General features: G+C 63.5%; 16 protein-coding genes and 1 tRNA gene. 7 read left to right on the forward strand and 10 right to left on the reverse strand.

The features are described 5' to 3' along the window. Positions 1-86 precede the first annotated feature (86 nt). Together BMY84_RS25195 and BMY84_RS25200 are read left to right on the forward strand one after the other, a co-directional pair. Positions 87-2,546, forward strand: coding sequence for a TonB-dependent receptor plug domain-containing protein (locus BMY84_RS25195; RefSeq protein WP_177204198.1), 2,460 nt, complete (start codon positions 87-89; stop codon positions 2,544-2,546). Further along, on the forward strand, positions 2,521-3,513 hold the full coding sequence (locus BMY84_RS25200) for an ABC transporter substrate-binding protein (protein ID WP_177204199.1): 993 nt from the start codon (positions 2,521-2,523) through the stop codon (positions 3,511-3,513). The genes BMY84_RS25195 and BMY84_RS25200 overlap by 26 nt, the downstream gene beginning before the upstream one ends. A 24-nt stretch (positions 3,514-3,537) precedes the next feature. On the opposite strand, the gene BMY84_RS25205 is transcribed toward BMY84_RS25200, so the two are convergent. Further along, positions 3,538-4,332 (reverse strand): DUF1134 domain-containing protein, encoded by a 795-nt coding sequence (locus tag BMY84_RS25205; protein WP_093087605.1) that lies wholly within the window; start codon positions 4,330-4,332, stop codon positions 3,538-3,540. Between the two features lie 232 nt (positions 4,333-4,564). On the opposite strand from BMY84_RS25205, the gene BMY84_RS25215 reads away from it, so the two are divergent. From BMY84_RS25215 to BMY84_RS25225, 3 genes are all read left to right on the forward strand, one after another. Continuing rightward, a tRNA-Ser gene (locus BMY84_RS25215) sits at positions 4,565-4,656 on the forward strand. 291 nt (positions 4,657-4,947) lie between these two features. Continuing rightward, positions 4,948-7,074, forward strand: coding sequence for a TonB-dependent siderophore receptor (locus tag BMY84_RS25220; RefSeq protein ID WP_093087608.1), 2,127 nt, complete (start codon positions 4,948-4,950; stop codon positions 7,072-7,074). A 181-nt stretch (positions 7,075-7,255) separates the two neighbouring features. Then, a complete protein-coding gene (locus BMY84_RS25225; protein WP_093087609.1) occupies positions 7,256-7,807 on the forward strand; it encodes an arsenate reductase/protein-tyrosine-phosphatase family protein in 552 nt (183 codons plus the stop codon). Here the strand turns inward: BMY84_RS25225 and BMY84_RS25230 are convergent. From BMY84_RS25230 to BMY84_RS25245, 4 genes are all read right to left on the reverse strand, one after another. Further along, the gene (locus tag BMY84_RS25230; protein WP_093087611.1) at positions 7,776-8,990 is read right to left on the reverse strand and encodes a carboxylate--amine ligase; all 1,215 of its coding nucleotides are present in this window, start codon (positions 8,988-8,990) and stop codon (positions 7,776-7,778) included. The two genes, BMY84_RS25225 and BMY84_RS25230, sit on opposite strands and share 32 nt — an antisense overlap. Then, on the reverse strand, positions 8,987-9,967 hold the full coding sequence (locus BMY84_RS25235; RefSeq protein ID WP_093087612.1) for a polysaccharide deacetylase family protein: 981 nt from the start codon (positions 9,965-9,967) through the stop codon (positions 8,987-8,989). The genes BMY84_RS25230 and BMY84_RS25235 overlap by 4 nt, the downstream gene beginning before the upstream one ends. A 162-nt stretch (positions 9,968-10,129) precedes the next feature. Beyond that, positions 10,130-10,624, reverse strand: a complete 495-nt coding sequence (locus BMY84_RS25240; RefSeq protein WP_093017680.1) for a flavin reductase family protein — start codon at positions 10,622-10,624, stop codon at positions 10,130-10,132. Positions 10,625-10,739: 115 nt separating this feature from the next. After that, the gene (locus BMY84_RS25245; protein WP_093087613.1) at positions 10,740-13,001 is read right to left on the reverse strand and encodes an NADP-dependent malic enzyme; all 2,262 of its coding nucleotides are present in this window, start codon (positions 12,999-13,001) and stop codon (positions 10,740-10,742) included. Positions 13,002-13,138: 137 nt separating this feature from the next. On the opposite strand from BMY84_RS25245, the gene mutS reads away from it, so the two are divergent. Both mutS and BMY84_RS25255 read left to right on the forward strand, forming a co-directional pair. Further along, complete coding sequence (gene mutS, locus BMY84_RS25250; RefSeq protein ID WP_093087615.1) at positions 13,139-15,787, forward strand: DNA mismatch repair protein MutS; 2,649 nt, start codon at positions 13,139-13,141, stop codon at positions 15,785-15,787. Between the two features lie 9 nt (positions 15,788-15,796). Beyond that, complete coding sequence (locus BMY84_RS25255; protein WP_093087616.1) at positions 15,797-18,559, forward strand: [protein-PII] uridylyltransferase; 2,763 nt, start codon at positions 15,797-15,799, stop codon at positions 18,557-18,559. Positions 18,560-18,596: 37 nt separating this feature from the next. On the opposite strand, the gene BMY84_RS25260 is transcribed toward BMY84_RS25255, so the two are convergent. From BMY84_RS25260 to BMY84_RS25280, 5 genes are all read right to left on the reverse strand, one after another. Beyond that, complete coding sequence (locus BMY84_RS25260; RefSeq protein WP_256215441.1) at positions 18,597-19,115, reverse strand: L,D-transpeptidase family protein; 519 nt, start codon at positions 19,113-19,115, stop codon at positions 18,597-18,599. Positions 19,116-19,153: 38 nt separating this feature from the next. Then, positions 19,154-20,215, reverse strand: coding sequence for a GTP cyclohydrolase II (ribA, locus tag BMY84_RS25265; protein WP_093087619.1), 1,062 nt, complete (start codon positions 20,213-20,215; stop codon positions 19,154-19,156). Continuing rightward, positions 20,215-21,012 (reverse strand): exodeoxyribonuclease III, encoded by a 798-nt coding sequence (locus tag BMY84_RS25270; RefSeq protein ID WP_093087621.1) that lies wholly within the window; start codon positions 21,010-21,012, stop codon positions 20,215-20,217. Before BMY84_RS25270 ends, ribA begins: the two co-directional genes overlap by 1 nt. A 275-nt stretch (positions 21,013-21,287) precedes the next feature. Beyond that, on the reverse strand, positions 21,288-21,926 hold the full coding sequence (locus tag BMY84_RS25275) for a LolA family protein (RefSeq protein ID WP_093087622.1): 639 nt from the start codon (positions 21,924-21,926) through the stop codon (positions 21,288-21,290). A gap of 403 nt (positions 21,927-22,329) precedes the next feature. Beyond that, positions 22,330-24,648 (reverse strand): FtsK/SpoIIIE family DNA translocase, encoded by a 2,319-nt coding sequence (locus BMY84_RS25280; RefSeq protein ID WP_093087624.1) that lies wholly within the window; start codon positions 24,646-24,648, stop codon positions 22,330-22,332. Between the last annotated feature and the right edge of the window lie 165 nt (positions 24,649-24,813).

Genomic DNA, 24,813 nt, shown 5'->3' on the forward strand with positions numbered 1-24,813 from the left:
GAACCAATGAGGGAATGAGGGCTTCTCGTTGGCTCGTCCGGACGCCGTGGCTTAGCCGATCCTCGATCAGAATAATCGGGGGTCCAATGACAAGAGATATTCGCCACGCGCTGACCATCGCGCTGCTTGGCTCCGCAGCATGGCATGGCAGCGCGATCGCCGCCGACGCGCCGGATACCGATGCCACCGCCGGTGCGGACATCGTCGTGCTGGGCAGCCGCAGCGCCGACCGCACCGTCGCTCAGAGCACAGCGCCGATCGATGTGGTGGGCAATGACGCGCTGGTGGCGACCGGTGGCGCAGCAGGCCAGCTACGCGATGCGCTGTCGGCACTGGTGCCCAGTTTCAAGGTCGATACCGGCTCCAACGCGGCCTATAACACTTTCGGGCGCCCGGCGGGCCTGCGCGGACTTTCCGGCGCGCATGTGCTGGTGCTGGTAAACGGCAAGCGCCGCCATCCCAGTTCGATTCCGCTGCCGACCACGGCGCAGGCTTCGGGCGCGAATGCCGTCGACCTCGACCAGATTCCGATGAGCGCGATCGACCATGTCGAAATCCTGCGCGACGGCGCGGCCGCTCAATATGGATCGGATGCGGTCGCGGGCGTCATCAACATCGTGCTCAAATCCGACGCCTCGGGCGGATCGGCCACGATTTATGGCGGCCAACGCTATGAAAGCGATGGCGAGCAGGCGCAGATTCGCCTGAACCATGGCTTTCGCCTGCCCAACAATGGCTTCCTTAACCTGTCGGCTGACTATTTCCTGCAGGATTTCGCTTTCCGCCCCGGCCTGGCCACGGTGCAGATCTATCCGAAGATCAACGGCGTGGCTGACCCGCGCGAGACGACCCGCGACCGCCATCTGACGCGCGGGGGACTCGCCCGGACCCGCGCGCTCTATACCGCCTATAATGCCGAACTGCCGCTGAGCGAGGGCGGCACGACCACCCTTTACAGCTATGGCACGCTGGGCATCCGCAACATCAAGAATGGCCAGACCTATCGCCTGCCCAACAGCACCAGTTACATCCCCGAACTCTATGACGATGTGATTCAGCCGACCGGCCGCTTCCCCGACAAGGATTTCCAGATTCTCGCCGGCCTGAAGGGCAAGGCCGGCGCCTGGGACTGGGACGTCAGCTCCACTTTCGGCCGCCACCATGCCGACAATGGAATGGAAGATACGCTGAACCCCTCGCTGGGGCCGGACAGCCCGACCCGGTTCGACACGTTCGACGCGATTTTCGACCAGTGGACCAGCAATGCCGATATCCGGCGCGGCTTCGACATCGGGCTGGCTTCACCGCTGAATGTCGCGGTCGGCGCCGAATTCCGCCACGAACGCTGTCAGACGATCGTGCAGGATGAGGCGGCCTATGCCAATGGTGGCTATATCTATCCCGTCGGCAGCCCCTTTGCGGGTCAGGCCGCCGCGATCGGGGCGCAGGGCGGCATCACCATATTGCCTCAGGACGCCGCCGACCTGCGCCGCAACAATATCTCCGCCTATGTCGACCTGTCGACCCAGCCGCTGCCGGGTTGGGACGTGGGTGTCGCCGGCCGCTTCGAACATTATGACGACAGCGCGGGCGATGTGGTGGTGGGCAAATTCACCACCCGCGTCGAGCTGACCCCCACGCTGGCGCTGCGCGGCACGGTGAGCAACGGCTTCCGCGCCCCATCGCTGACGCAGCAGGGCTTTGCCAGCGCGGCGCGCGGCTATTCGATCGTCAATGGCGTGATCACGGGCCTGACCACCACGCGAACGGTCAAGCCCGACAGCGCAGCGGGCATCGCACTGGGTGCCAAGCCGCTAAAGCCGGAAAAGTCGGTGAACCTGTCGGGCGGCCTGTCCTTCACACCATCGCCCGGCGCAACCCTGACGGTCGATGGCTATGCGATCTGGTTGAAGGACCGCATTTCCCAGACCGGGCAGCTTTCCGGCGCGGGGGTCAACGCCATCCTCGCCGCCAACGGGCTGGAGACGGGGCAGATCGTCAATTACTATACCAATGCGATCGACACCCGCACGCTGGGCGTCGACGTGGTCGGCCAATATGCTCAGAATCTGGGCGATTATGGCAAGATCAACTGGTCGCTCGGTTTCAACTACAACAACACCAAGATCACCGACATCGCCGCCACGCCGACGCAACTCGCCAGCCTTGGCCTGACGCTGTTCGACCGGGTGGCGCAGGGCTATATCGAGGTCGGCAATCCGCGCACCAAGCTGATCCTTGGCGCATTGTGGGATAGCGACCCGATCAGCATAAATCTGCGCCTGCAACGCTATGGGTCGGTGCAGTTGCTGACCGCCGGGGCGGTCAACGACCAGCATTATGGCGCACGCTGGATCACCGATCTGGAGGCGACATGGCATATCACGCCCAAGGTCGATTTCGCGGTCGGCGCGAACAATCTGTTCGACGTCTATCCCGAACGCAGCACCATCGCCGACAGCAGCGGCTCCCAATATTATGCGTCGAACAGCCCGTTCGGCTTCTATGGAGGCTTTTATTATGCCCGCGCAACCTGGCGTTTCTGAGTCCGGCTTCAGTCGGCGTGCGATTTTGGGCGCGGGCGTGGGTCTGGCAGGCGCGATCGCCCTGCCCGGCTGCGCCACGGCCAAGGGGCGCACGCTGGGCATCTCCACGACCAAGGAAGGCTATCAGAATTTCTTCAAGCCGGCCGGGCAGGCGGACACGCCCTATGCCGTGAATTACGCCATTCTGCCTTTCGACCTGTCGCTTCAGGCAATCAGCAGCGGGGAACTGGACGCCGGGTCGAACTTCACCGATATTCCGCTGACCATCTGGGGCGGATCGCTGAAAGATAACCGCATCGTCGCGCTGATCCGGTCCGACGCGCAGGCGCGGCTGCTGGGGCTGGTGGCGCGCAAGGGGCTTGGCGCGCGATCGGCCGCCGGCCTGAAGGGGAAGCGGGTCGGCTATCTGCGGTCGTCCAACTATCATTATTATCTGCTGCAACTGCTGGAGCAGCAGGGGCTGACATGGGACGATATCGTGCCGGTCAGTCTGGCCCGCGACACGCTGCCCGCCGCCTTCGCGTCGGGCCAGCTCGATTTCTGGGTGACGCAGGGGATCGAAACGATATTGGCGCAGCGCCATTATGGCGGTCGGCTGGTGGCGCAGGCGGAGGGCGATTATGCCGGTAACGGCGTCGTCATCGCCAATCGGGCATCGCTGGACGATGCCGACAAGGCCCGCGATCTGGGTGATTATCTGCTGCGGTTCCGGGCGACCATCGACTGGATGGAAAACCATAACGAACAATGGGCGCAAATATTGGCCAAAGCCACCGGCATCGACCAATCCTATTATCTGGAATGGCGCCGCCTGAAGAAGAATCCGACCCGGCTGGTGCCGATCGATGACAAAGCGATCGCCGACCAGCAGGGTGCCGCCGACCTGTTCCGGCGATTCGGCGTGGCCAAGGGCGGATTTGACGCCGGCGCACTGTGGGACCGGCGTTTCAACGGGCTGCTGGCATAAGCCCGGCAGCCCGCGAAGCTGCCGTCAGAAGGGCAGCCAGTTCCGCTTTTCGGTGAACTTCATATAGCCGGCGTTGACGCCTAGCCGATAGCCGACGCCCAGTCGGATCGGGATCAGCACCACATTGCCCCAGCGCAGATAGCTGGCGGTGAAGCCACCGACCAGATAGGCCGTGCCCTCCGCCGCCGGGAAGCGATGATAGAGATCCTGGCTGTCATAGAGATTATAGACGAGGACGAAGGTGTTGGCCGCATTGCCGCCAACGTCGAAACCGATGGACGGGCCGGTCCAGTAGACTTCGCGCTTGCCCTCCACCTTGTGGTTGAGCGTGCCCGAGCCGTAGCGCAGGCCGACGACGAAGGCGCCCGACGCTTCACGCCCGGCGATATAGGCGTTGGGCCGCCCCTGATCCTTCAGCACCTTTTCGATGATGCCGGCCAGACCTTCCGCGCCCTTGCCGAACACGCCCTCGGCCGCCCCGATCAGATCGTCTTCCTGATAAGATTCGGCAGGCGATATGGTGGAAGGTGGCGAATCGGCCGTGACGGGCGCGCCGGTAGCGGTGGAGCCGCCTGCTGCCGGAGGGGGGCTGTAGGTGGTGCCATTGTCCTGATTGGCGCTGGAATCGACACCCGGATCGGTCGGCGCGCTGTTGGCCGGTGGGGGCGGGGCAAGATCCGAATCGATTGCCGTGTTGGGATCGATCGTGCGCACCTGCGCAGAGGCGCTGACCGGCGCCAGCGCGACACCCGCGAGGGCAACGCCCAATGTCGCGATACGCGCGATTCGGGCGCTCATGCGCCCTGTAATGCCGATCATGCCCGTTACTCCCCGGAAGGCCGCTCTTGAAACCATGTACCAGATTATCGGGTTCGAAGCTGAAACGACAATGAACGAACGGCAGCCCGAGTCGATTCCACGCCGGATCGAATCCGACAAGAAAGCTGCAATGCAAAAAATCCGTGCGAAGGACCGTTGCCATGCCGCTAAGGCCCCGCTATAGCGCGCCTTAGCCACTGCCCGCCTCCACAAGAGACAGGCAAATCCGTGCGGAGACGTGGGTGAGTGGCTGAAACCAGCGGTTTGCTAAACCGTCGTGGCCTTAAGGGGCCACCGAGGGTTCGAATCCCTCCGTCTCCGCCACTTTTCCTTTTTTCAGGTCTAAGCCGCTAGCCAGCATGCCGGCATGCCTTGCCATTCATACTGGGTCATCGGACTTTCGCTGAACAGTAAGGCTTTCATGCCTTCCGTCAGAATCATGTGAGAGATTCGGCCAAGCACCTCATTATGTCCTGTCCTTGCGTATTAACTCGCGTCTCTATGAACGCCCTTGAACCCTGACTGCACACACGCCGATTTGTCCGAAATATTTCTATGCATTGCTATTGAAAGTGACTCTCAGTATCTGCTCACCGGGTATTTGGGGAGTGGGTAATGATCAACTGGCATATATCGGCAAGTTCAATCGCAATGGTCTGGCTGATGCCTTTGGCAGCGCAGGCGCAGCAGCCGGCATCTGAAGAGGAAACGCCGCCGAGCCAGATAGTGGTCACCGGCATGCATCTGGGCGAAGCGAATGCCGCCAAGACCGATGTGCCGCTCATCAAGACACCGCAAGCCATTTCCGTGGTGACCGCTGACACGCTCAAGGAGCGCGGCGTCACGCGCCTGGCCGATGCGTTGCGCAGCGTTGCGGGCGTATCGCGCAGCAGCACCTATGGCTTTTTCGACGCCTATACGATCCGCGGCTATGATGCAGCCTATGGCAGCGTTTATCTTGACGGCATATTGAGCGAGGCTGGCGTAGGCAGCAATAACGAACTGGCTGGCCTGCAACAGGTGGAGGTCGTCAAGGGACCGGCATCCGCCCTGTTCGGATCGGCACCGCTGGGCGGCATCGTCAACCTCGTCAGCAAGCGACCACAGGCGGATGCCTTCATGGACATGACGCTGTCGACCGGCTCCTATGATCTGATCGAAGGGGCGATCGATGCCAACGCGCCGCTAAACGAGGATATTTCGGCCAGACTGAACCTGATCTATCGGGACGTCGATTCCTTCGTGCGCAATTCGGGCCAGAACCGGATTTATGCCGCGCCCTCTATCAAGTGGCAGATCGCGCCCAGCACCAGCCTGACCCTGCTGGGTGTCTATCAGCGTGATCGGGACAATCCCTTCTCCCCGGTCAGCGGCTGGGGCACGGTGTTGCCCAGCGCCTATGGCCCGACGCCGATCGATTTTTCGATCAACAATGGCGGGGACCAGAAGGCCGTGTACAATCAGAATCGCAAGTCGATCAGCGCCATGTTCGATCACCGTTTCAGCGATGCATTCGGGATCAGTCAGACGCTGCGCTACACCCATCGCACCACTTATTGGGATCGGTGGATGTTCGTTGGCGGTTTCCTGGACGATAATGTGGTGGACGGCGTGCAGCAGGGGCGCACGCTGGGCCGCTACTATTATGGGCCCTATAGCAGCACCGACAAGGATTTTGCCGTCGACACGCGGGCAACCGGAAAGTTCGCCACCGGATCGATCCGTCATGCTATCCTTGCTGGCGTGGACTATCGGCAGAATCGGGAACGCTATCAGGGGGATGGCGATTTCGATGCGTCGCATTTCCCGCTGGACGTCGTCTCACCCGATTATGACGCGCCGCTGGTGCCGACCGCCGCGCCCTATTCGGGCAGCGCAAAGAACGACCAGCTTGGCTTCTATCTTCAGGACCATGTCACACTGACAGACCGTTTCACGGTGACGCTGAGCGGACGATGGGACCGGGCGAAATCCAATGGCGAATTGCAGACGGCGTTCAGCCCCCGCGTCGGCGCCACCTATGAACTGGTGCCGGACCTGGCCCTGTACGGAACATGGGCGAAGTCCTTCACCCCGCAGTTCGGATCGCAGATCGTGCTGGAGAAAGATGCCAGCGGCGCCCCCAGCCTGATCGGTCAGGCACCGCCGGAACGCGGCCGGAACATAGAGGGCGGCATCAAGTTCGCACCGACCGACGGCACCGTCAGCGGCATGATATCGCTCTATGATCTGGAACGATCGAACGTGCTGACCAGCGATCCCGATTTCCCCAATTTCTCGCGCGTGACCGGCAAGCAGCGCAGTCGCGGGATCGAGGTAGAGGGGCAGTGGCGGCCTGTGCCGGGCGCCACGGTGAATGTCGCCTACGCCTATATCCGCGCAAAGATATTGGAGGATGAAACGATCCCGGCCGGCACCGAATTGCAGAATATTCCGCGCCACAATGTCAGCCTGTATGGACGCTATGTCATCCCCACGGGGCCGCTGGCCAATGTCGGCGCCAATCTGGGCTTCGTCTATAATAGCAGCCGCAATGGCGCCGTCCCCGACGCGGCCCTGTATCGACTGCCTTCCTATATTCTGGTGGATGCAGGCCTGTCCTACACGATCGGCAATTGGGGCCTTCAGTTGACTGTCAATAACCTGCTGAAGGAGCGCTATTTCCCCGACTCCTGCTGTCTCGACCGCATCACCCCCGGCCAGCCGCGCAATTGGCGCCTGTCGCTGAGCCGACATTTCTGAAGCCTGAAATCGTGCGGGGCGGCGATCATCGGCCGCCCTGTCATGACCCGAAACGGCAAATCATGGTTGTGAAAAGGACATGTAGGGAAATTTTAGCGGATTTGGTGGACAAACAGGCTATTCCGACAATGTTGGCCAGTCCATTGATCGTCCCGTTCCCGCCATTCTTTCAGGGTAACCCATGATCCGATCCCGTTTTGGCACCTTTCGCGGCCTGGTGCGGCTGGCTTTGTCCTATCCGCAATTGGCGTTAGGCCAGTCGGCCAGCCTGACGCCTGATCCGGCGCAGGTCCGGCGGCTGGTGTTCGTATGCCAAGGCAATATCTGTCGCAGTGCCTTTGCCGATATCGTCGCGCAGCGCACAGGGATGAACAGTGTTTCCTTCGGCCTGTCGACCACTACGGGGCGGACAGCGCATGGTCCGGCGATCCTAGCCGCCGAAGCTTTGGGATATGACCTGTCGGCGCATCGGGCCATCGACCTTCAGGATTATGTGCCGCAGGAGGGCGATCTGCTGCTGGCGATGGAAGTGCGGCAATTGCACCGATTGGCGGCCGATCCGCGCGTCCGGCATCTGCCGCGCATGTTGCTGGGGCGCTGGACGCGCCCGATGTTGCCGCATCTGCATGATCCCTATCAACTGGACGACCGCTATATGGTGCGCTGTCTCCGCCGCGTCGAGCAGGCGATTGGCGCGCTGGTCATCGCCTTTCCCGGCGCACGGCTTTCCTGAATATCTGCCCCATGTCGCGCAGCCATGGCCGCATGTCGGCACGGCTGAAGACATAATAGCGGGCGCGCGGATCGAGAAAGTCCAGCAGATAGGCGGTGAGGTCAGCGAAGGGTCGACGGCGGAAAAAGGGGTCGCCGATGCGGCCCGGCGCCAGCAGGATGCGCGCCAGACGCTTGGTTTCCGGCACCATGTAGCGGGCGCGCAGATCGTCACGGGCGGATGGCGCGGGATCGGTCTGGCCCAGCACCGCGCGGCGATAGGCTTCCCAGGCAAAATGGGCGCCGCAATAGCGGGCCAGCGGCAGGCTGCCCCAGAAACGGCCATTGACCTCCATCAGCCAATAGCGGCCGCTATCAGGTTCATAGCGATATTCGACCATCGCCTGCCCTTCCCAGTCGAGCGCCTGCAACAGCTTTTCCGAAAGGGCCATCTGCGCCTGATGCGTGGCGGCGGGTTCGGCCCGGCAATAGGTCGACACCCCGCCTTCGGGTGGCCATTCATGCAGGCGGCGATGCTGGAAGCGCAAGGTTGCCTGCCCGTCCTGCATGTAGAGCATCTGGCCCAGACCCACGCCCCGGCAATATTGCTGGATCAGCGGCCAGCGCCCGATCGGCGCATAGCGATCCAGCAAGGCGGCCAGTTCCTGCGGCGTGCGGATATAGTCGGTCTTGATCCATTCAAGCCCCGCCTGCTCCAATATCGGCTGGACTTCCGGCGGGTTGGACCATTTCGCAACCAGCGGATAGGGCATGGTCGCTGCCCGCTCGGCAAAATCCTCGCCCGCGCGCGGTTGCCAGGTCTGCGGCGTCAACAGTCCCACGGTATCGGCAATTTCCAGCGTGCGGAATTTATCGAGCACCTTCTCCAGCGGAGCGAGACGCGGGGTCAGGATATGGCAATCGCCGATCCGCGCGGGTAGCGATGACAGGTCTAGGAGGTCCGGTTCAGAGATGGCCAGAACCGCGCGGGCACCGGTCTGCGCGATCAGATCGGGCAGCCATTGCGATATCGGACCGGGGAGCCGTGGCGACCAAGTGCTGCAATAGCGCGAGGCAACGCCGACGGCATCGGCATCCCGCGCCACGCCATGCACCGGCACACCATGCTGGCCCAGTTCGCGCACGACCGTCAGGCCGATCGCATTCTCGACACCTAGGACGATTGCACCGGGAAGATCGCTCACGCAGGGACCAGACGATGTTCGTAGCGCCAGGTCGCCCAGGCCTGCCCGGCGACGCGCAGTCCGGTGCGCAGGCGATTGGGCGCCACGCGGCTGAAGAGCCGCGTCGGCCGGTCGGCCAGATCGACCGGCAGGTCGTTGAAGCCGGCGCCATGCACCGCAGGCAGACGGTCGGCCTCCCGGCAAAGCGCCTCAAAACGGGCGATCACCGTGCCGTTGGGCCGCTGGCGATCGCGTGAGAGCATTTCGAAACTATGGGTGACGACGGTGAAGGCATCATGCCCTTCTCGCGCGGCGTGGCGCAGACCCGCACGCATTTCCGCCGCCGACATGGCGCAGATCTGGGCTGGGCGAAAGCCGCCGGGACGATCGGCAATGCCCGACACGGGTAGTTCGGCAACGCCAAGTTTACGGGTTGCGCCGACCTGCGCCGGATCAGCGGATATGCCGCATTCGCGGCCGAGATAGGCGGGATTGACGCTGCTGTCCCAGACGATGCCGATAGCAGCGAGCGCCCTTAACGTGTCGTCATTGGCGCCGAAATTGCCGGCGCGAAAGGCCGTGATAGCCGGGGCGCCGACATCCTCCAGCAACTGTCGGGCAAGACCGAGCAGGATGATCTGATCATCCAGCGTGAAGTCCCCGATATTGCGCCCTTGACGGCCGCCGACAGGGGAATGTTTCGCCCAGGCCAGCCATTCGGTGTGAATATGCATCTGCACCTCATGCCCGCGCGCGACGATCGCGCCGACGATCGGCTTGAGGAAGGCGGGACCATGGACCAGCGCGGGCATCGGATCGAGGAAGAAGACCCCCTTCAACCCATGGCGATCGAGCAGGTCCATCTGCCAGCCGATGCCGAAGGGCTGACCCTGTGCCTCCGCCCAGATCGAGCGCCGTACATTATCCTCAAGATCGACGCCCCGCTGGTGCAGGGAGGAGGAAAGTTCCGTGTCGACGGTGATGAGCAACGCGGTCATTGGGGGGCGGTCCGGTCAGGGGGCAACGAGCCTGCAATAGGCAATAGGGGTTAAGGAGCCGTAATATGTCCCCTGAATGTCCGGCCCGTCATATATTGGAAAGACAACAGCCGACCGTCAATCCATGATTATCCTTTTGACGGTGCGCCCCGCACCCTTCCGTCATCCCAGCAGGGAAAATTCGCCATAATTGCCCTGGAAAAAGAGCAAGGGGCGATCCGGCCGCTCCACTTCCAGCGCGACCACCCGGCCAAGGACTATATGATGGTCGCCCGCTTCATGCACCGCATCCAGCGTGCAGTCGATCCAGGCGACGACATCGTCCAGGATCGGCGACCCATTGGCCGAGACGCGGTGGGACACGCCAGCGAACTTGTCCGGGCCAGGACCTGCTATCTGGCGGCACAGCGGCTGCTGATCGCTGGCCAAGACGTTGACGCAGAATTTGCCCACCGCCTGTATCCGCGGCCAGCTGCCCGAACTCTTGGCCGGGAAGAAGGCCACCAAAGGCGGATCGAGCGAGACGGAGGTGAAGGAGCCGACGACCATGCCGACCGGTGCGCCATCCGCCTCCACAGCGGTCACGACACAAACGCCGGTCGGATAATGGCCCAGCACGCGCCGGAAGGTCGCGCTGTCGAAACTGGCCTCGGTCATGGCTGCTTGCTCCGGAAAGGGTTCATACCTCCCCCCTGTCGCGCAGAGGGGAAGGCATGCAAGCGAAAAAACGCGCCGAACCCACGAGAAAAACTCAGGAGTCGGCGCGCCCGGATCAGAGCGCGACGCCGCCGGCAGCCAGCACGGCGAGAGTCAGCAGTTCGGACGCATTGGACGACATGGTCGCGATCTGCACCGATTTTTCCATGCCGACCAGCACCGGCCCGATCGTGGAGGTGCCGCCCAGTTCGCGCAGCAGCTTGGCCGAGATATTGGCCGATTGCAGCCCCGGCATGACCAGCACATTGGCCGGGCCGGACAGGCGGCTGAACGGATAATTTTTCATGACCGCCGGGTTGAGCGCCGCGTCGGGCGTCATTTCGCCTTCATATTCGAAATCGACGTCGCGTTCGTCCAGCACCTTCACGGCATCGCGCACATTGTCGAGATAGGCGCCGGGCGGGTTGCCGAAGTTGGAATAAGAGAGGAAGGCGACGCGCGGATCATGACCCATGCGGCGGGCGACGGCGACGGTCCCCTCCGCAATATCGGCCAGTTCGACCGCCGAAGGGCGTTCGTGGACGGTGGTGTCTGCCAGGAACACGGTTTTGTCCTTCGTCACCATGACATGGATGCCAAAGGGGGTGCGGCCGGCCGCCGGGTCCATCACCCGCTTCACTTCGCGCAGGGTCTGGCCATAGGGGCGGGTGACGCCGGTGATCATGGCATCGGCGACACCCATCTTGACCAGCAGCGATCCGAAGATGTTGCGATCGCGATTGACCATCCGCTCGCAATCGCGGCGCAGATAGCCGCGGCGCTGGAGGCGGGCATAAAGCTGATCGACCATGTCGGGCACCAGCGGCGAATTAACGCTGTTGTGCAGTTCGAAGCTCTCAGGATCGCGCACGCCCAGTTCCTTGAGCTTGTCGCGCACATGATCGCGGCCGACCAGCACCGGAATGCCATAGCCATGCTCGCGGAACTGAATCGCCGCGCGCAGCACCACTTCCTCTTCCGCCTCGGCAAAGACGACGCGCTTGGGATTGGCGCGCGCCACTTCATAGGCGGTGGTGAGGACGGTGGTGGTCGGGTTGAGCCGGGCCTTCAGGGACTGGCGATAGGCGTCCATATCCTCGATCGGCTTTTGCGCAACGCCGGTTTCCATCGCCGCCTGGGCGACAGCGGCCGGCACCACTTCCATCAGGCGCGGGTCGAACGGGGCAGGGATGATATAGTCGGGACCGAAGCTGTGCGAACGGCCATAGGCCTTGGCCACTTCTTCAGGCACCTGTTCGCGCGCCAGTTCGGCAATAGCGTGCGCGGCGGCGAGCTTCATCGCTTCGTTGATACCGGTCGCCCGCACATCAAGCGCGCCGCGGAAGATGAAGGGGAAGCCCAGGACATTGTTGACCTGATTGGGGAAGTCCGACCGACCGGTGGCGACGATCGCGTCGGGACGGACGGCATGAGCATCGGGCGGCAGGATTTCCGGGTCGGGATTGGCCATGGCGAAGATGATCGGGTTGGCCGCCATCAACTTGACCATATCCTGCGACATGGCACCCGCGACCGAGAGGCCGAGGAACACGTCCGCGCCCTTGACCGCTTCGGTGAGGGTGCGCGCGTCGGTCTTGACCGCATGGGCCGACTTCCACTGGTTCATGCCCTCGGTGCGGCCCTGATAGATGACGCCCTTGCTGTCGCACATGATGACATTGTCTTGCGGGACGCCCAGCGCCTTGATCAACTCGGTGCAGCTGATGGATGCAGCGCCTGCGCCGTTCACCACCACCTTCATATCCTTCATGTCGCGGCCGGTCAGCAGCGCCGCATTGATGACGCCCGCCGCCGCGATGATCGCGGTGCCATGCTGGTCGTCATGAAAGACCGGGATGTTCATCCGTTCCTTCAGCGTCTGTTCGATGATGAAACATTCGGGCGCCTTGATATCCTCAAGGTTGATGCCGCCGAAGGTCGGCTCCATCAGTTCGACCGCATCGATGAACCGGTCGACATCCTCGGTCTTCAGCTCGATATCGATGGAATCGACGTCGGCGAAGCGCTTGAAGAGGACGGCCTTGCCCTCCATCACCGGCTTGGACGCGAGCGCGCCGAGGTTGCCGAGACCCAGGATAGCCGTGCCGTTGGAGATGACCGCGACCAGATTGCCCTTGGCCGTATAGTCATAGGCGGTCGCCGGATCGGCGGCGATGGCGCGCACCGGCACGGCGACGCCGGGCGAGTAGGCGAGGCTCAGGTCGCGCTGGGTCGCCATCGGCTTGGACGCGATGATCTCGATCTTGCCGGGACGGCCGGTCGAGTGGAAGAACAGCGCCTCGCGCTCGGAAAATTCCACACTCGGTTTATCGGTCATCGGGACACCCATATATTGGAACAATAAGTCGGCCCTAGCGGCAAGATTATCTTGGGGGCAAGTGCGAGAAGCGCAATTTTACTGCCCTTTTGCGAAGCTCTGGTTTCAACGCCGGGTTCAGGCTATCCGCTTGCCCCATGGCCAATTCGACCGAAAACTCCACCCAGCCGACCCCCATGATGGCACAATATCTGGCGCTGAAGGCCGAGGCACAGGACTGCCTGCTCTTCTACCGCATGGGCGACTTTTTCGAACTGTTCTTCGATGACGCGAAAATGGCGGCGGCGACGCTGGATATCGCGCTGACCAGCAGGGGCGAACATGGTGGCGCGCCGATCCCGATGTGCGGCGTGCCGGTGCATAGCGCCGAGGGGTATCTGGCTCGGCTGATCAAGGGCGGGCATCGTGTTGCCATTGCCGAACAGACCGAAACGCCGGCGCAGGCCAAGGCGCGTGGCGGCAAGACATTGGTGGCGCGGGCCATCGTGCGATACGTCACGGCCGGGACGCTGACCGAGGAGACTCTGCTGGATAGCCGGCGGGACAATATGCTGGTGGCTCTGGCTCAAGTTGGTGGTGAAGGTGCAGGCGAAATCGGGATCGCCGCCGCCGACATCTCCACCGGCCGGTTTGAAACGATGACCTGCCCGATGGGCGACCTGCCCGCCGAACTGGCGCGGCTGCGGCCGAGCGAGACGGTCGTGGCCGAAGGTTCGCCGCTTGATCTGGTCGACTGCCATCCGTTCGATCGTGCCGCCTTTTCCAGCAGCCGCGCCGAAGAATCCCTGAAACGGCTGTTTGGGGTGGCGACGCTGGATGGATTCGGCCAGTTCGGGCGCGCCGAGCTGGCGGCGATGGGTGGCCTGATCGCCTATCTCGATCATGCTGGCAAAGGCACCCTGCCCTTCCTCGCCCCGCCGCTGCGCAAGACCAGCGGCGGCCATGTCGCGATCGATGCAGCGACGCGCGAGAGTCTGGAGATCGTGGCGACGACCGGCGGGACACGCGCGGGCAGCCTGCTGGGCGCGATCGACCGCACCGTGACGGGGGCGGGTGCGCGACTGTTGGGACAGGATTTGTCGGCGCCGCTGATGGACTTGGGACTGATCGAGGCGCGACTGGGGCTGGTGCAGCTGTTCCATGATGATTCCATCCTGCGCGATCAGTTGCGCGGCGCGTTACGGGCGCTGCCCGATATCGGCCGGGCGCTTGGGCGCGTAGCGGTGGGGCGCGGCAGCCCACGTGATCTGGGGCAGTTGCGCGATGGCTTGGGCGAGGCGCGGCTGCTGCGCGAGCGGTTGGGGCGGCTGGCCGATGCACCGCATCTGCTGCAACAATTGCTGCCCGCGCTCGACGGGCATGGCGCGCTGGTCGACGCTCTGTCGCGCGCGCTAGTACCCGCGCCGCCGACCGAGACGGCGAGTGGCGGCTATATTGCCGACGGCTATGACCCGGCGCTCGACGAACTGCGCCGCATGGCCGGCGATGGCCGCCGCGCTATCGCCGCGCTGGAAGCGAAATATCGCGAACAGACCGGCATCGGCGCGCTCAAGATCCGGCATAATGGCGTGCTGGGCTATCATGTCGAAGTGCCGGCCCGTGCCGCCGATACGCTGATGGCGCCCGATAGCGGCTTCACCCACCGCCAGACGCTGGCCGGGGTGGTGCGCTTCAATTCGATCGACCTGCATGAGGAAGCCGGGCGCGTCGCACAGGCGGGCGCCCATGCGCTGGTGGCGGAAGCGGCGCATCTGGAAGAGCTGATCGGCGCGGTGCTGGACCGCAAGGCCGACATCGCCCGCGCCGCCGATGCGCTGGCGCGGCTCGACGTCGCCGCATCGCTCGCCGAACGGGCGGCAGAGGGCGGCTGGCGACGGCCGCATTTCGTGGCGGACGATGGGGCAGGACAATGTCTCGACATCGTCGGCGGACGGCATCCGGTGGTCGAGGATGCGTTGCGCAAGGAGGGCCAGCCCTTCGTCGCTAATGATTGCCGGTTGAACGAAAGCGACCGGCTGTGGCTGGTCACCGGTCCCAATATGGGCGGTAAGTCGACCTTTCTGCGGCAGAATGCGCTGATCGTGATATTGGCGCAGGCGGGCGGCTATGTGCCTGCGCAATCGGCGACCCTGACTCTGGTCGACCGCCTGTTCAGCCGGGTCGGTGCATCCGACAATCTGGCCAAGGGACGCTCCACCTTCATGGTCGAGATGGTCGAAACGGCAGCGATCCTGGCGCAGGCGACGGCGCGTAGCTTCGTCATCCTGGACGAAGTCGGGCGGGGAACGTCGACCTATGACGGGCTGGCGCTCGCCTGGGCGGTGGTAGAGGCGGTGCATGAGGTCAATCGCTGCCGCTGCCTGTTCGCGACCCATTATCATGAACTGACGCGGCTGGCGGAGACGCTCGCATCCCTGTCGCTGCACCATGTGCGGGCGCGGGAGTGGAAGGGTGACCTGATCCTGCTGCACGAACTGGCAGAGGGGCCGGCCGATCGCAGCTATGGTCTGGCCGTCGCCCGGCTGGCGGGATTGCCGCCCGCCGTGCTGAAACGCGCCAAGGATGTGCTGTCGCGGCTGGAAGCGGGCAAGGCGAAGACCGGCGGGATCGCAGCGGGACTGGACGACCTGCCCCTGTTCGCGGCGGTGGCCGTGCAGGAAGAAGAGACGGTCGATCCGCTGCGTGCCGCAATCGATGCCATCGACGCGGACGCCCTGTCTCCGCGTGAAGCACTGGATCATCTCTATCGTCTGAAACAACTGGCCGCCGACGCGCGGCATGACTAGATAGCGCCCATGGTCATGCAATTCCCCACTTTGGGATCGCGCCGCGCGATCATCGACCGCCGCGCGATTTCCGACACGATCCACGCGCTGGCGCAGGAGCATCGCGGCGATGCGATGCGGTTGCGGGCAGGAATCGTGAAGGAATTGAAGGCCGCGCTGGAACAGGGGCGGGCCGAGGTGGCACGACGGCTGGAGGCCAAGCCGACGCGCGGCCGGGAGTCGGTTACGGCCTTCGCCTTCCTGATCGACCAGATATTGCGCCTGCTCTACGACGCGACCACCCATCATCTCTATCCGGCGGGCAATCGCAGCACGGGCGAGCGGATCGCGCTGATCGCGGTGGGTGGCTATGGCCGGGGCGAAATGGCGCCGCATAGCGACGTCGACATCGGTTTCATCACCCCCTGGAAGCCGACCGGCTGGACCGAGCAGGTGATCGAATCCATGCTCTATTCGCTATGGGATCTGGGCCTGAAGGTCGGGCATAGCAGCCGGTCGATCGACGAGACGATGCGGATGGCAAAGGCCGACCTGACCGTGCGCACGGCCCTGCTGGAGGCGCGCTATGTCTGGGGCGACCGGGCGCTGTATGAGGAAACATCGGTCCGCTTCGACGCCGAAGTGATGCAGGGCAATGCCCGCGCCTTCGTGACCGAGAAGCTGGAAGAACGCGACGAGCGGCACAAGCGGATGGGCGACAGCCGCTATGTGGTCGAACCCAATGTGAAGGAAGGCAAGGGCGGGCTGCGCGACCTGCACACCCTCTTCTGGATCGGCAAATATGTGAATCGGGTGCGGTCGGTCGCCGAACTGGTCGATGTCGGCCTGTTGACCCAGGCCGAATTGCGCCAGTTCGAAAAGGCCGAGGATTTCCTTTGGGCGGTGCGATGCCATCTGCACACGATCACGGGCCGGGCCGAGGACCGGTTGACCTTCGATCTTCAGCTGGAAACCGCAACGCGGATGCACTTTACCGGCCGCGCCGGACGATCGGGCGTCGAGCGCTTCATGCGCTATTATTTCCTGAACGCGAAGACGGTGGGCGATCTGACGGCGGTGTTCCTGGCCCATCTGGACGACCAGATGGGGCCGAAAGGGCGGCGCTATATCCCGTCCATCTTCCGCCGGCCCAAGAAGCTGGACGGATTCGTACTGGATCGCGGCCGACTGTCGCTGCCCAGCGACGATTTTTTCCAGGCGGACCCGGTGCGGATGCTGGAAATCTTTGCCGTGGCGGACAAGCATGGCCTGCAAATCCACCCCAGCGCGATGCGCGCGGCCAGCCGGGACGCGGGGCTGATCACGGCCAAGATCCGCAAGGACGCGCGCGCCAATGCCGCCTTTCTGGAAGTGCTGACTTCCCCGCGTGACCCGGAGACAGTGCTCCGCTGGATGAACGAATCCACGGTGTTCGGCCGCTTCATTCCCGATTTCCGCCGGGTCGTCGCGCAGATGCAGTTCGACATGTATCATCATTATACGGTCGACGAGCATACGATCCGCGCGGTCGGCCTGCTTTCCCGTATCGAAAAGGGAGAGTTGCCGACCGACCACCCCCTTGCCACCGACCTGATGGGCAAGATCCTGTCGCGCCGGGTGCTCTATGTCGCGGTACTGCTGCATGACATTGCCAAGGGGCGCGGCGGCGACCATAGCCTGCTGGGCGCGGAAGTGGCGGAGCATCTGTGCCCGCGGCTGGGCCTGACCCCCGCCGAGACGGAGACCGTCGCCTGGCTGGTGCGCTATCATCTGCTGATGTCGGCCACCGCCTTCAAACGCGATCTGGCCGACTATAAGACCATTCTCGACTTCGTGGACGTGGTGCAGAGTCCGGAGCGACTGCGCCTGCTGCTGTGCCTGACGGTGGTGGACATTCGCGCGGTCGGCCCCGGTGTGTGGAACAGCTGGAAGCGGCAGTTGCTGGGCGATCTCTATGATTCGGCCGAAGAAGTGCTGCGTCTGGGCCACAAGCAGAAGGGCCGGGGCGAGCGCGTTATCGCCAAGCAGGAAGGGCTGCGCCGGGCGCTGGGCGTCGACGAGGCGACGTTCGAAGCGTTCAGCAAGCGGTTGCCGGAATCCTACTGGATCGCCGAACCTGAAGACATATTGTTTCACAATGCCCAGCATATATTGGCGGCGGGTGAATCCCCCCTGTCGATCGCGGCGCAATTTTATCCGCAGCGCGGCGCGACGCTGGTCACGGTCTATGCGGCGGACCATCCCGGCCTGTTCTATCGCATCGCAGGGGCCATCCATCTGGCCGGCGGCAACATCATCGACGCACGCATCCACACGACCCGCGATGGCGTGGCGATCGACAATTTCCTGGTGCAGGACCCGCTGGGCGGCGCGTTCCACAGCCCGGAACAGCTGACCCGCATCCGCAACGCGATCGAGGATTCGCTGTCGAACCGGCATCGGCTGATCACCAAGCTCGCGGCGCGGCCTTTGCCCCGCACCCGCGCCGAAGCCTTTCGCATCGAACCCAATGTGCTGATCGACAACAAGGCATCGAACCGCTTCACCGTGGTCGAGGTGAATGCGCGGGATCGGCCGGCGCTGCTGTTCAGCCTCGCCAATGCGCTGTTCCAGTCGAAGGTGACGGTGCATAGCGCCCATGTCGCCACCTATGGCGAGCGTGCGGTCGATACTTTCTATGTCACCGACCTGCTGGGCGGGAAGATCGAGAGCAAGGCGCGGTTGCAGACGCTGGAGCGGCGTTTGCTGGAAGCGGCCGGTGGCGAGGTGGGCGAAGCGCTGGAGATGGCGTGATCGAAGTCGGTGCTCCCGCCTGCGCAGGAGCACGTCGTTACAGAATCTCCATTGCGTCGCCCGGCGCGAGCAGGGGGAGCAGGCGCAGCATGTCGGCCCGCTCCACCGCGACGCAGCCCGCCGTGGGGCGACCTTCGGACAGATGGAAGAAGATCGCGCTGCCCTGTCCATGCACAGGCGGTGCGTCATTATGGCCCAGCACGACGATGATGTCATAGGCGTCGTCGCTACGGATCAGGCTTTCGGCGGAGAAGGCGCGTGGCAGGCGGATCGGGCGGTTATAGGCCGGGTCGGCGACATCGTCCGACCAGCCGTCATTCGCACGCACCCAGCGCCATGGCAGGCGGATACCGCTCGCCTCGACCTTGCCCGGCCGCAGCAGCACGCCCCGGATCGGCCATGTGCCGATCGGCGTGCAACCATCCCCTTCCCGCTTGTCCGCAACCATACAGGCGCCGCCTCGGCCGATCGTGCAGGCCATGGTGAGGTCACCAAATGTCAGGCGGCCCGCGCCACTATCGACGCGAACCAGAGTTCTGTCTTTCTTTTGCGTGATTTTCGAGCCGTCAGATGTTCCATCTGACTTAAAATCACTCATAGCTGGTGGCCGGTGCGATCGCGCTTGGTGGCGAGATAGCGTTCATTATGCGGGTTGGTCGGCAGGATGATCGGCAATCGCTCGCGCACCTTGATGCCGGCCGCTTCCAGCCCCGTCACCTTGTTGGGATTGTTGGTGAGCAGGCGCACCTGCCCGACACCGAGCAGGTCGAGCATCCGCGCAGCGACCGAGAAATCGCGCGCGTCGATCGCAAAGCCAAGGCGGACATTGGCATCGACCGTGTCGAAGCCCTGATCCTGCATCGCATAGGCGCGCAGCTTGTTGACGAGGCCGATGCCGCGCCCTTCCTGCCGCAGATAGAGGAGGATGCCCCAGGGCGCGTCGGCGATCCGGTGCAGCGCTTCATGCAATTGCGGGCCGCAGTCGCATTTCAGGCTGCCCAGTACGTCGCCGGTCAGGCATTCGCTGTGCAGGCGGATGACGGGCGGCGAGCTGTCCCGCTGGCCGACGATCAGCGCGACATGTTCGCGCGGTTCGTCCGGGCTGCGGAAGGCGACGATTTCCGCGCTCTCGCTGGCCGATACCGGCAGCCGGGCGCGGGTGGCGATGGCCAGATGAATCGCATCGTCATAGGCGGCGATGTCTTCGGCGCTGAGGTCTACCTCTGCCGGACCATCGCCCTCCAGCAGGAAATAGGCGGGGAGAATCCCGGCCAGCCGCGCCAGACGCAGCGCCGCCTTGGCCGCCTGTGGCGCAGGCAGCGCGCGGGCACGGAACGGCCCCTTGAGCGGTGAGGCTAGGTCGAGAACCGGGTCGGCGATGGCAGTGGCTGCATCGGCATCGATCCATGGCGTGCGTTCGACCAGCACCGGCCATTCGGGATCGGCGGCGGCCAGTTGGTTCGCCAGTTTCAAGGTTTCGGCGCGAGCGGCGGAAATCAGGATATCGGCCCGTCCTTCGGGATCGAAACCGGCCAGCGTTACGGCATCCGCCCCCTCGATCGCCATCAGGCGGATCGCGCCGTCGGGCGCGGTCAGGCGGATCGCCCAGCCACGACGCAGCGCATCGATCGCGCGGGCAGCCTGCCGCCCGTTCATCAGAAAGCGAACTCGGTGATGATCGGGATATGGTCCGACGGCTTGATCCAGCTGCGGGCCGGTTCGACCACGCGGTGGCTGACCGCCTTGTCGGCGACGTCCCGCGTCATCCACATATGATCGAGGCGACGGCCGCGATCCGATTCCGCCCAGTCCTTGGCGCGATAGCTCCACCAGGTGTAGAGGCGCGCGGGCGCGGGATGGAAGTGGCGGCCGATATCGACCCAGTCGTTCGACGCCTGCAACCGGGCGAGAATCTCGCATTCGATCGGCGTGTGGCTGACCACGTTCAGCAACTGCTTGTGGCTCCACACATCGCTTTCCAGCGGCGCGATGTTGAAGTCGCCGGTCAGGATCGTCGGCTTCTTGTCGAGCGCGGACGACCATTGAATCATCCGTTCGATGAAATCGAGCTTCTGGCCGAATTTGGGGTTTACCTCCCGATCGGGAACATCACCGCCAGCCGGGACATAGACATTCTCGATCCGGACGCCATTATCGAGCCGCACGCCGACATGGCGCGCTTCGCCATTGGCCTGCCAGTCGAACCGGTCATCCTCGTAAATCGGCACCTTGCTCATGATCGCGACGCCATGATGCATGCGCTGACCGTTCAGCACCTGATGCACATAGCCCAGCCGCTTGAACATCTCGGTGGGATAGATTTCATTCACCACCTTGGTTTCCTGAAGGCAGAGAATGTCGGGCGCTTCCTGACGGAGGAGTTGTTCGACGATGTCGATGCGCGCGCGGACGGAGTTGATGTTCCAGGAGCAGATAGAGAGTGTGTCGGCCATGCTACGCCAACTAGGAGTGCGCGCGCCGTTGCGCAAGCGGCAGGACGAGTCAACAGACAATGGGTGGCGGACAAAGTAAGACCCCCGCTCCGGGGGCGTGGAACGGGGGTCTCGATCGCGCCCTTGAAGCGCTTTGCGACGGAAGATGGGGACCGGGTAACAGGGGGGAAATCCCGGTTTTGCCTTCCGCCGTGAGTTACTGATTAGCGCCCCGCATATGAGCGGCAGATGAACGGAAAAGAAACTTTGTTCATCTGTCGCGCGGGGCGCTCGATTCAGCCCCCAGCCGAGCGACCCTTGGGTCGCGGATCGGTCCAGCGGAAGGCGGAATCGGCGACAGGGACGCCATAACGCTGGTTGGTCAGGCGCACCGACGTCCGGTTATTCTGGGCGTCAAGCGCGACCCAGCCATATAGTTGCAGGCCCGCCGGGCTGGCCGCATCCTTTTTGAAGATCATGGAGATGGTCCCATATTCGGGCCGCTTGGGATCGCGCACCTGCACGCTGAGGATCGATGGATCGCCGGTCTGCACCATCTTGCCATATTTGGACAATTTGGTGGGATCGAGCAGCGCGCCCAGCGGTGAGTTGCCGATCGGCCAGCGCTGCACCTGGCGCACTTCATAATCGATCATGGTTAGCGCCTTGCCATCGCCCACGATCAGCAGCGGTATCCCCTTCTGATATTGGAAGCGGACCTTGCCCGGCTGCTTGATCGTCAACTGGCCTGTCAGCGTTTGACCATTACGGTCCGTCTGGCTGAAATCGGCGGTCAGGGTGGTGAGCGCGCGAATGGCGGCATCTACCTTCGCAAGGTCGGACTGGTCCTGCTGGGCGACCGCCGAACTGGTCGCGATGACCAGTGGCGCGGTAGCGGCAAGGGCAAGCGCGAGGGGCGCAATCATGCGCTTCATGGCATTCAACTCCGATTGTCTGGAAGAGGAGAACTAGGCGATGCGGCTTGAACCCGTTGTGAACCCGCCTGTTCCGAAATAGCAAGCTTTGGCTATTGGGTAAGGTGATGGGGGAGAGCATCCGTGTAACGCCGGACAGGCTCAATCCCCCATGCTCCCGCCTCGCCATGCCGGTCTGACCGGCGGCACCGCTCCAAATATGTTATCGGCGCGGCAGCAGCAGGCGTACGCCTAGACAGTTTCGCGCATAAAAAAAAGGCCGATCTGACGACCGGCCCTTGAAAGTTTTTAGGAGAGGATGCCTGAAAGGCCTGCTCTCTATGTTCGAACCGGTTCATTCCCGCAAATGCGAAGGCTGTCAGAGCGATTGCGCGTCATGCAATCGTCATGCGTCCGTCGCCGATCAGAGCGGATTCCCATTCTCGTCGCGCAGCACTTCGCGGCGACCGACATGGTTGGGCGGGCCGACCAGCCCTTCCTCTTCCATCCGTTCGATCAGGCGCGCGGCGCTGTTATAGCCGACGCGAAGCTGGCGTTGCAGCCAGCTGGTCGAGGCCTTCTGATTTTCGAAGACGAGCTGGCATGCCTTGCGGAACAGCTGGGCATCCGGACTATCATCGCCCAGATCGACGCCGTCGAGCGCGAAGCTGCCTTCTTCCGGCTCCTCGGTAACAGCGGAGATATAGTCTGGCTGGCCCTGCGCACGCCAATGGTCAGCGACCACGCGCACTTCGTCGTCGCTGACGAAGGGACCATGGACGCGGGTCAGGCCCTTGCCGCCATGCATATAGAGCATGTCGCCTTTGCCCAGCAGTTGTTCGGCGCCTTGCTCGCCCAGGATGGTGCGGCTGTCGATCTTCGACGTCACGAAGAAGCTGATGCGGGTCGGCAGGTTCGCCTTGATGACGCCGGTGATGACATCGACCGAGGGGCGCTGGGTCGCCAGGATCAGGTGGATGCCGGCCGCGCGCGCCTTCTGCGCCAGACGCTGGATCAGGAATTCGACTTCCTTGCCGGCCGTCATCATGAGGTCGGCCAGCTCGTCGACCACCACCACGATCTGCGGCAGCGGCTGGAAATCCAGCTGCTCTTCCTCATAAATGGGCTTGCCGGATTCAGGGTCGTAGCCTGTCTGGACGCGGCGGCCGAGCGGTTTGCCCTTGGCCTTGGCGGCGCGAACCTTTTCATTATAATTTGCAAGGTTGCGGACGGAGATGGACGCCATCATGCGATAGCGATCCTCCATCTGCTCGACCGCCCATTTGAGCGCGCGGATCGCCTTGGCCGGTTCGGTCACGACCGGGGAGAGCAGATGCGGGATGTCGTCATAGGTCGACAATTCCAGCATCTTGGGGTCGATCATGATCAGGCGCAGCTGGTCCGGCGTCATACGATAGAGCAGCGACAGGATCATCGCGTTGAGGCCCACCGACTTACCCGAACCGGTCGTACCGGCGATCAGCAAATGCGGCATCGGCGCCAGATCGGCGATGATCGGTTCGCCCGAGATATTTTTGCCCAGAATGATCGGCAGGGTCGCTTCCTGCATGAACTGTTCAGACGTGATCAGTTCTCGGAAGGACACACCCTCTCGATTCGCATTGGGCAGCTCGATACCGATGACGGTGCGGCCGGGGATGGTCGCGACGCGGGCCGAGAGCGCCGACATGTTGCGGGCGATATCGTCGGCCAGCGCAATGACGCGGCTGGCCTTGATACCGGGGGCCGGTTCCAGTTCATACATGGTGACGACCGGGCCGGGGCGGACTTCGACGATATTCCCCTTCACATGGAAATCGTCGAGCACGGATTCGAGCAGGCGGGCGTTGCGCTCCAGCGCGGCCTTGTCGATCTTTCCGCCGTGACTGGCGGGCACGGGATTGAGCAGATCGGGCGAGGGCAGCGACGAATTGCCGAACAGATCGTCCTGACTGACCGGCGCCATCGACCGTTGCACCGGGGCAGGTTTCGGCGTCTGGATGGTGATCGGCGGCTTGGGTTCGTTCGACACCTGCTTGCGCGGGGCGATGACCCGCTCGACCGGCTCGTCATCGTCATCATCGGCCACGAGGCCACCGCCGGCAAAGGGCAGGCTGGGGCGCGGCAGGCTGAGTTTGGGCAGCGAAGGCCGGCGCAGCGCAATGATCGGCTTTTCCAGCGCAAGGCTGCGATAGCAGATGAAGACACCGGCGATCAGGCTGAGAAAGATCAGCACGCCCTTGATCCAGGGCGCGGCAGCGGGTGCCTGCGCGGTCAGGCTGGCGGTCCCCTTGGCCGTGACGAGGCCGATCACCCCGCCCCAGCCGGCGGGCAAGCCGACCAGCGGTTCCGTCTGGAACAGCGCCAGCGCGATGCCGATCAGGGCAATGCCGAACAGGCATTTGCCGAACTGTGCTTTCCACCCGGACATGTCCTGATCGCCCCACAGACGACGCGCGGTAATCCCCATCAACGGCAGGATCAGGGCAATAGGTACGCCAAACAGCCAGAGCAGGAAGTCGGCAGACCAGGCACCGGGCGCCTGCATGATATTGGCGACCTGATCGCCCGCGACGGTGTTCATCGACGGATCGCTGGGGGCATAGCTGAGCAGCGCCAGCGCCAGGAACAGGGTCGCCAGCATGAGCGCGATCGCGCCGATCAGCGCGCCACTGCGAATGAGGCTGCGCTTCAGCATTTCACGCCATTCCGGCGATCGTTTCACAGTGCGGCCGACGGCCATATTACTCGATGTCCCCCAAATGTTCCGTTTCGGTACAATGCGCCGAGGGGGGAGTCGCCGTCAAGTCCGGGGCCTCTCGGCTCGTCCCGCCCTATCCCTGACAACCCGTATCGAGACGGCGGGAACAGGCAGGATAAAGGGACGGGAAAGGAATCCGTCCCATGA

Origin of the sequence: Sphingobium sp. AP50 (genome assembly GCF_900109095.1) — a bacterium.
Lineage (GTDB): Bacteria > Pseudomonadota > Alphaproteobacteria > Sphingomonadales > Sphingomonadaceae > Sphingobium.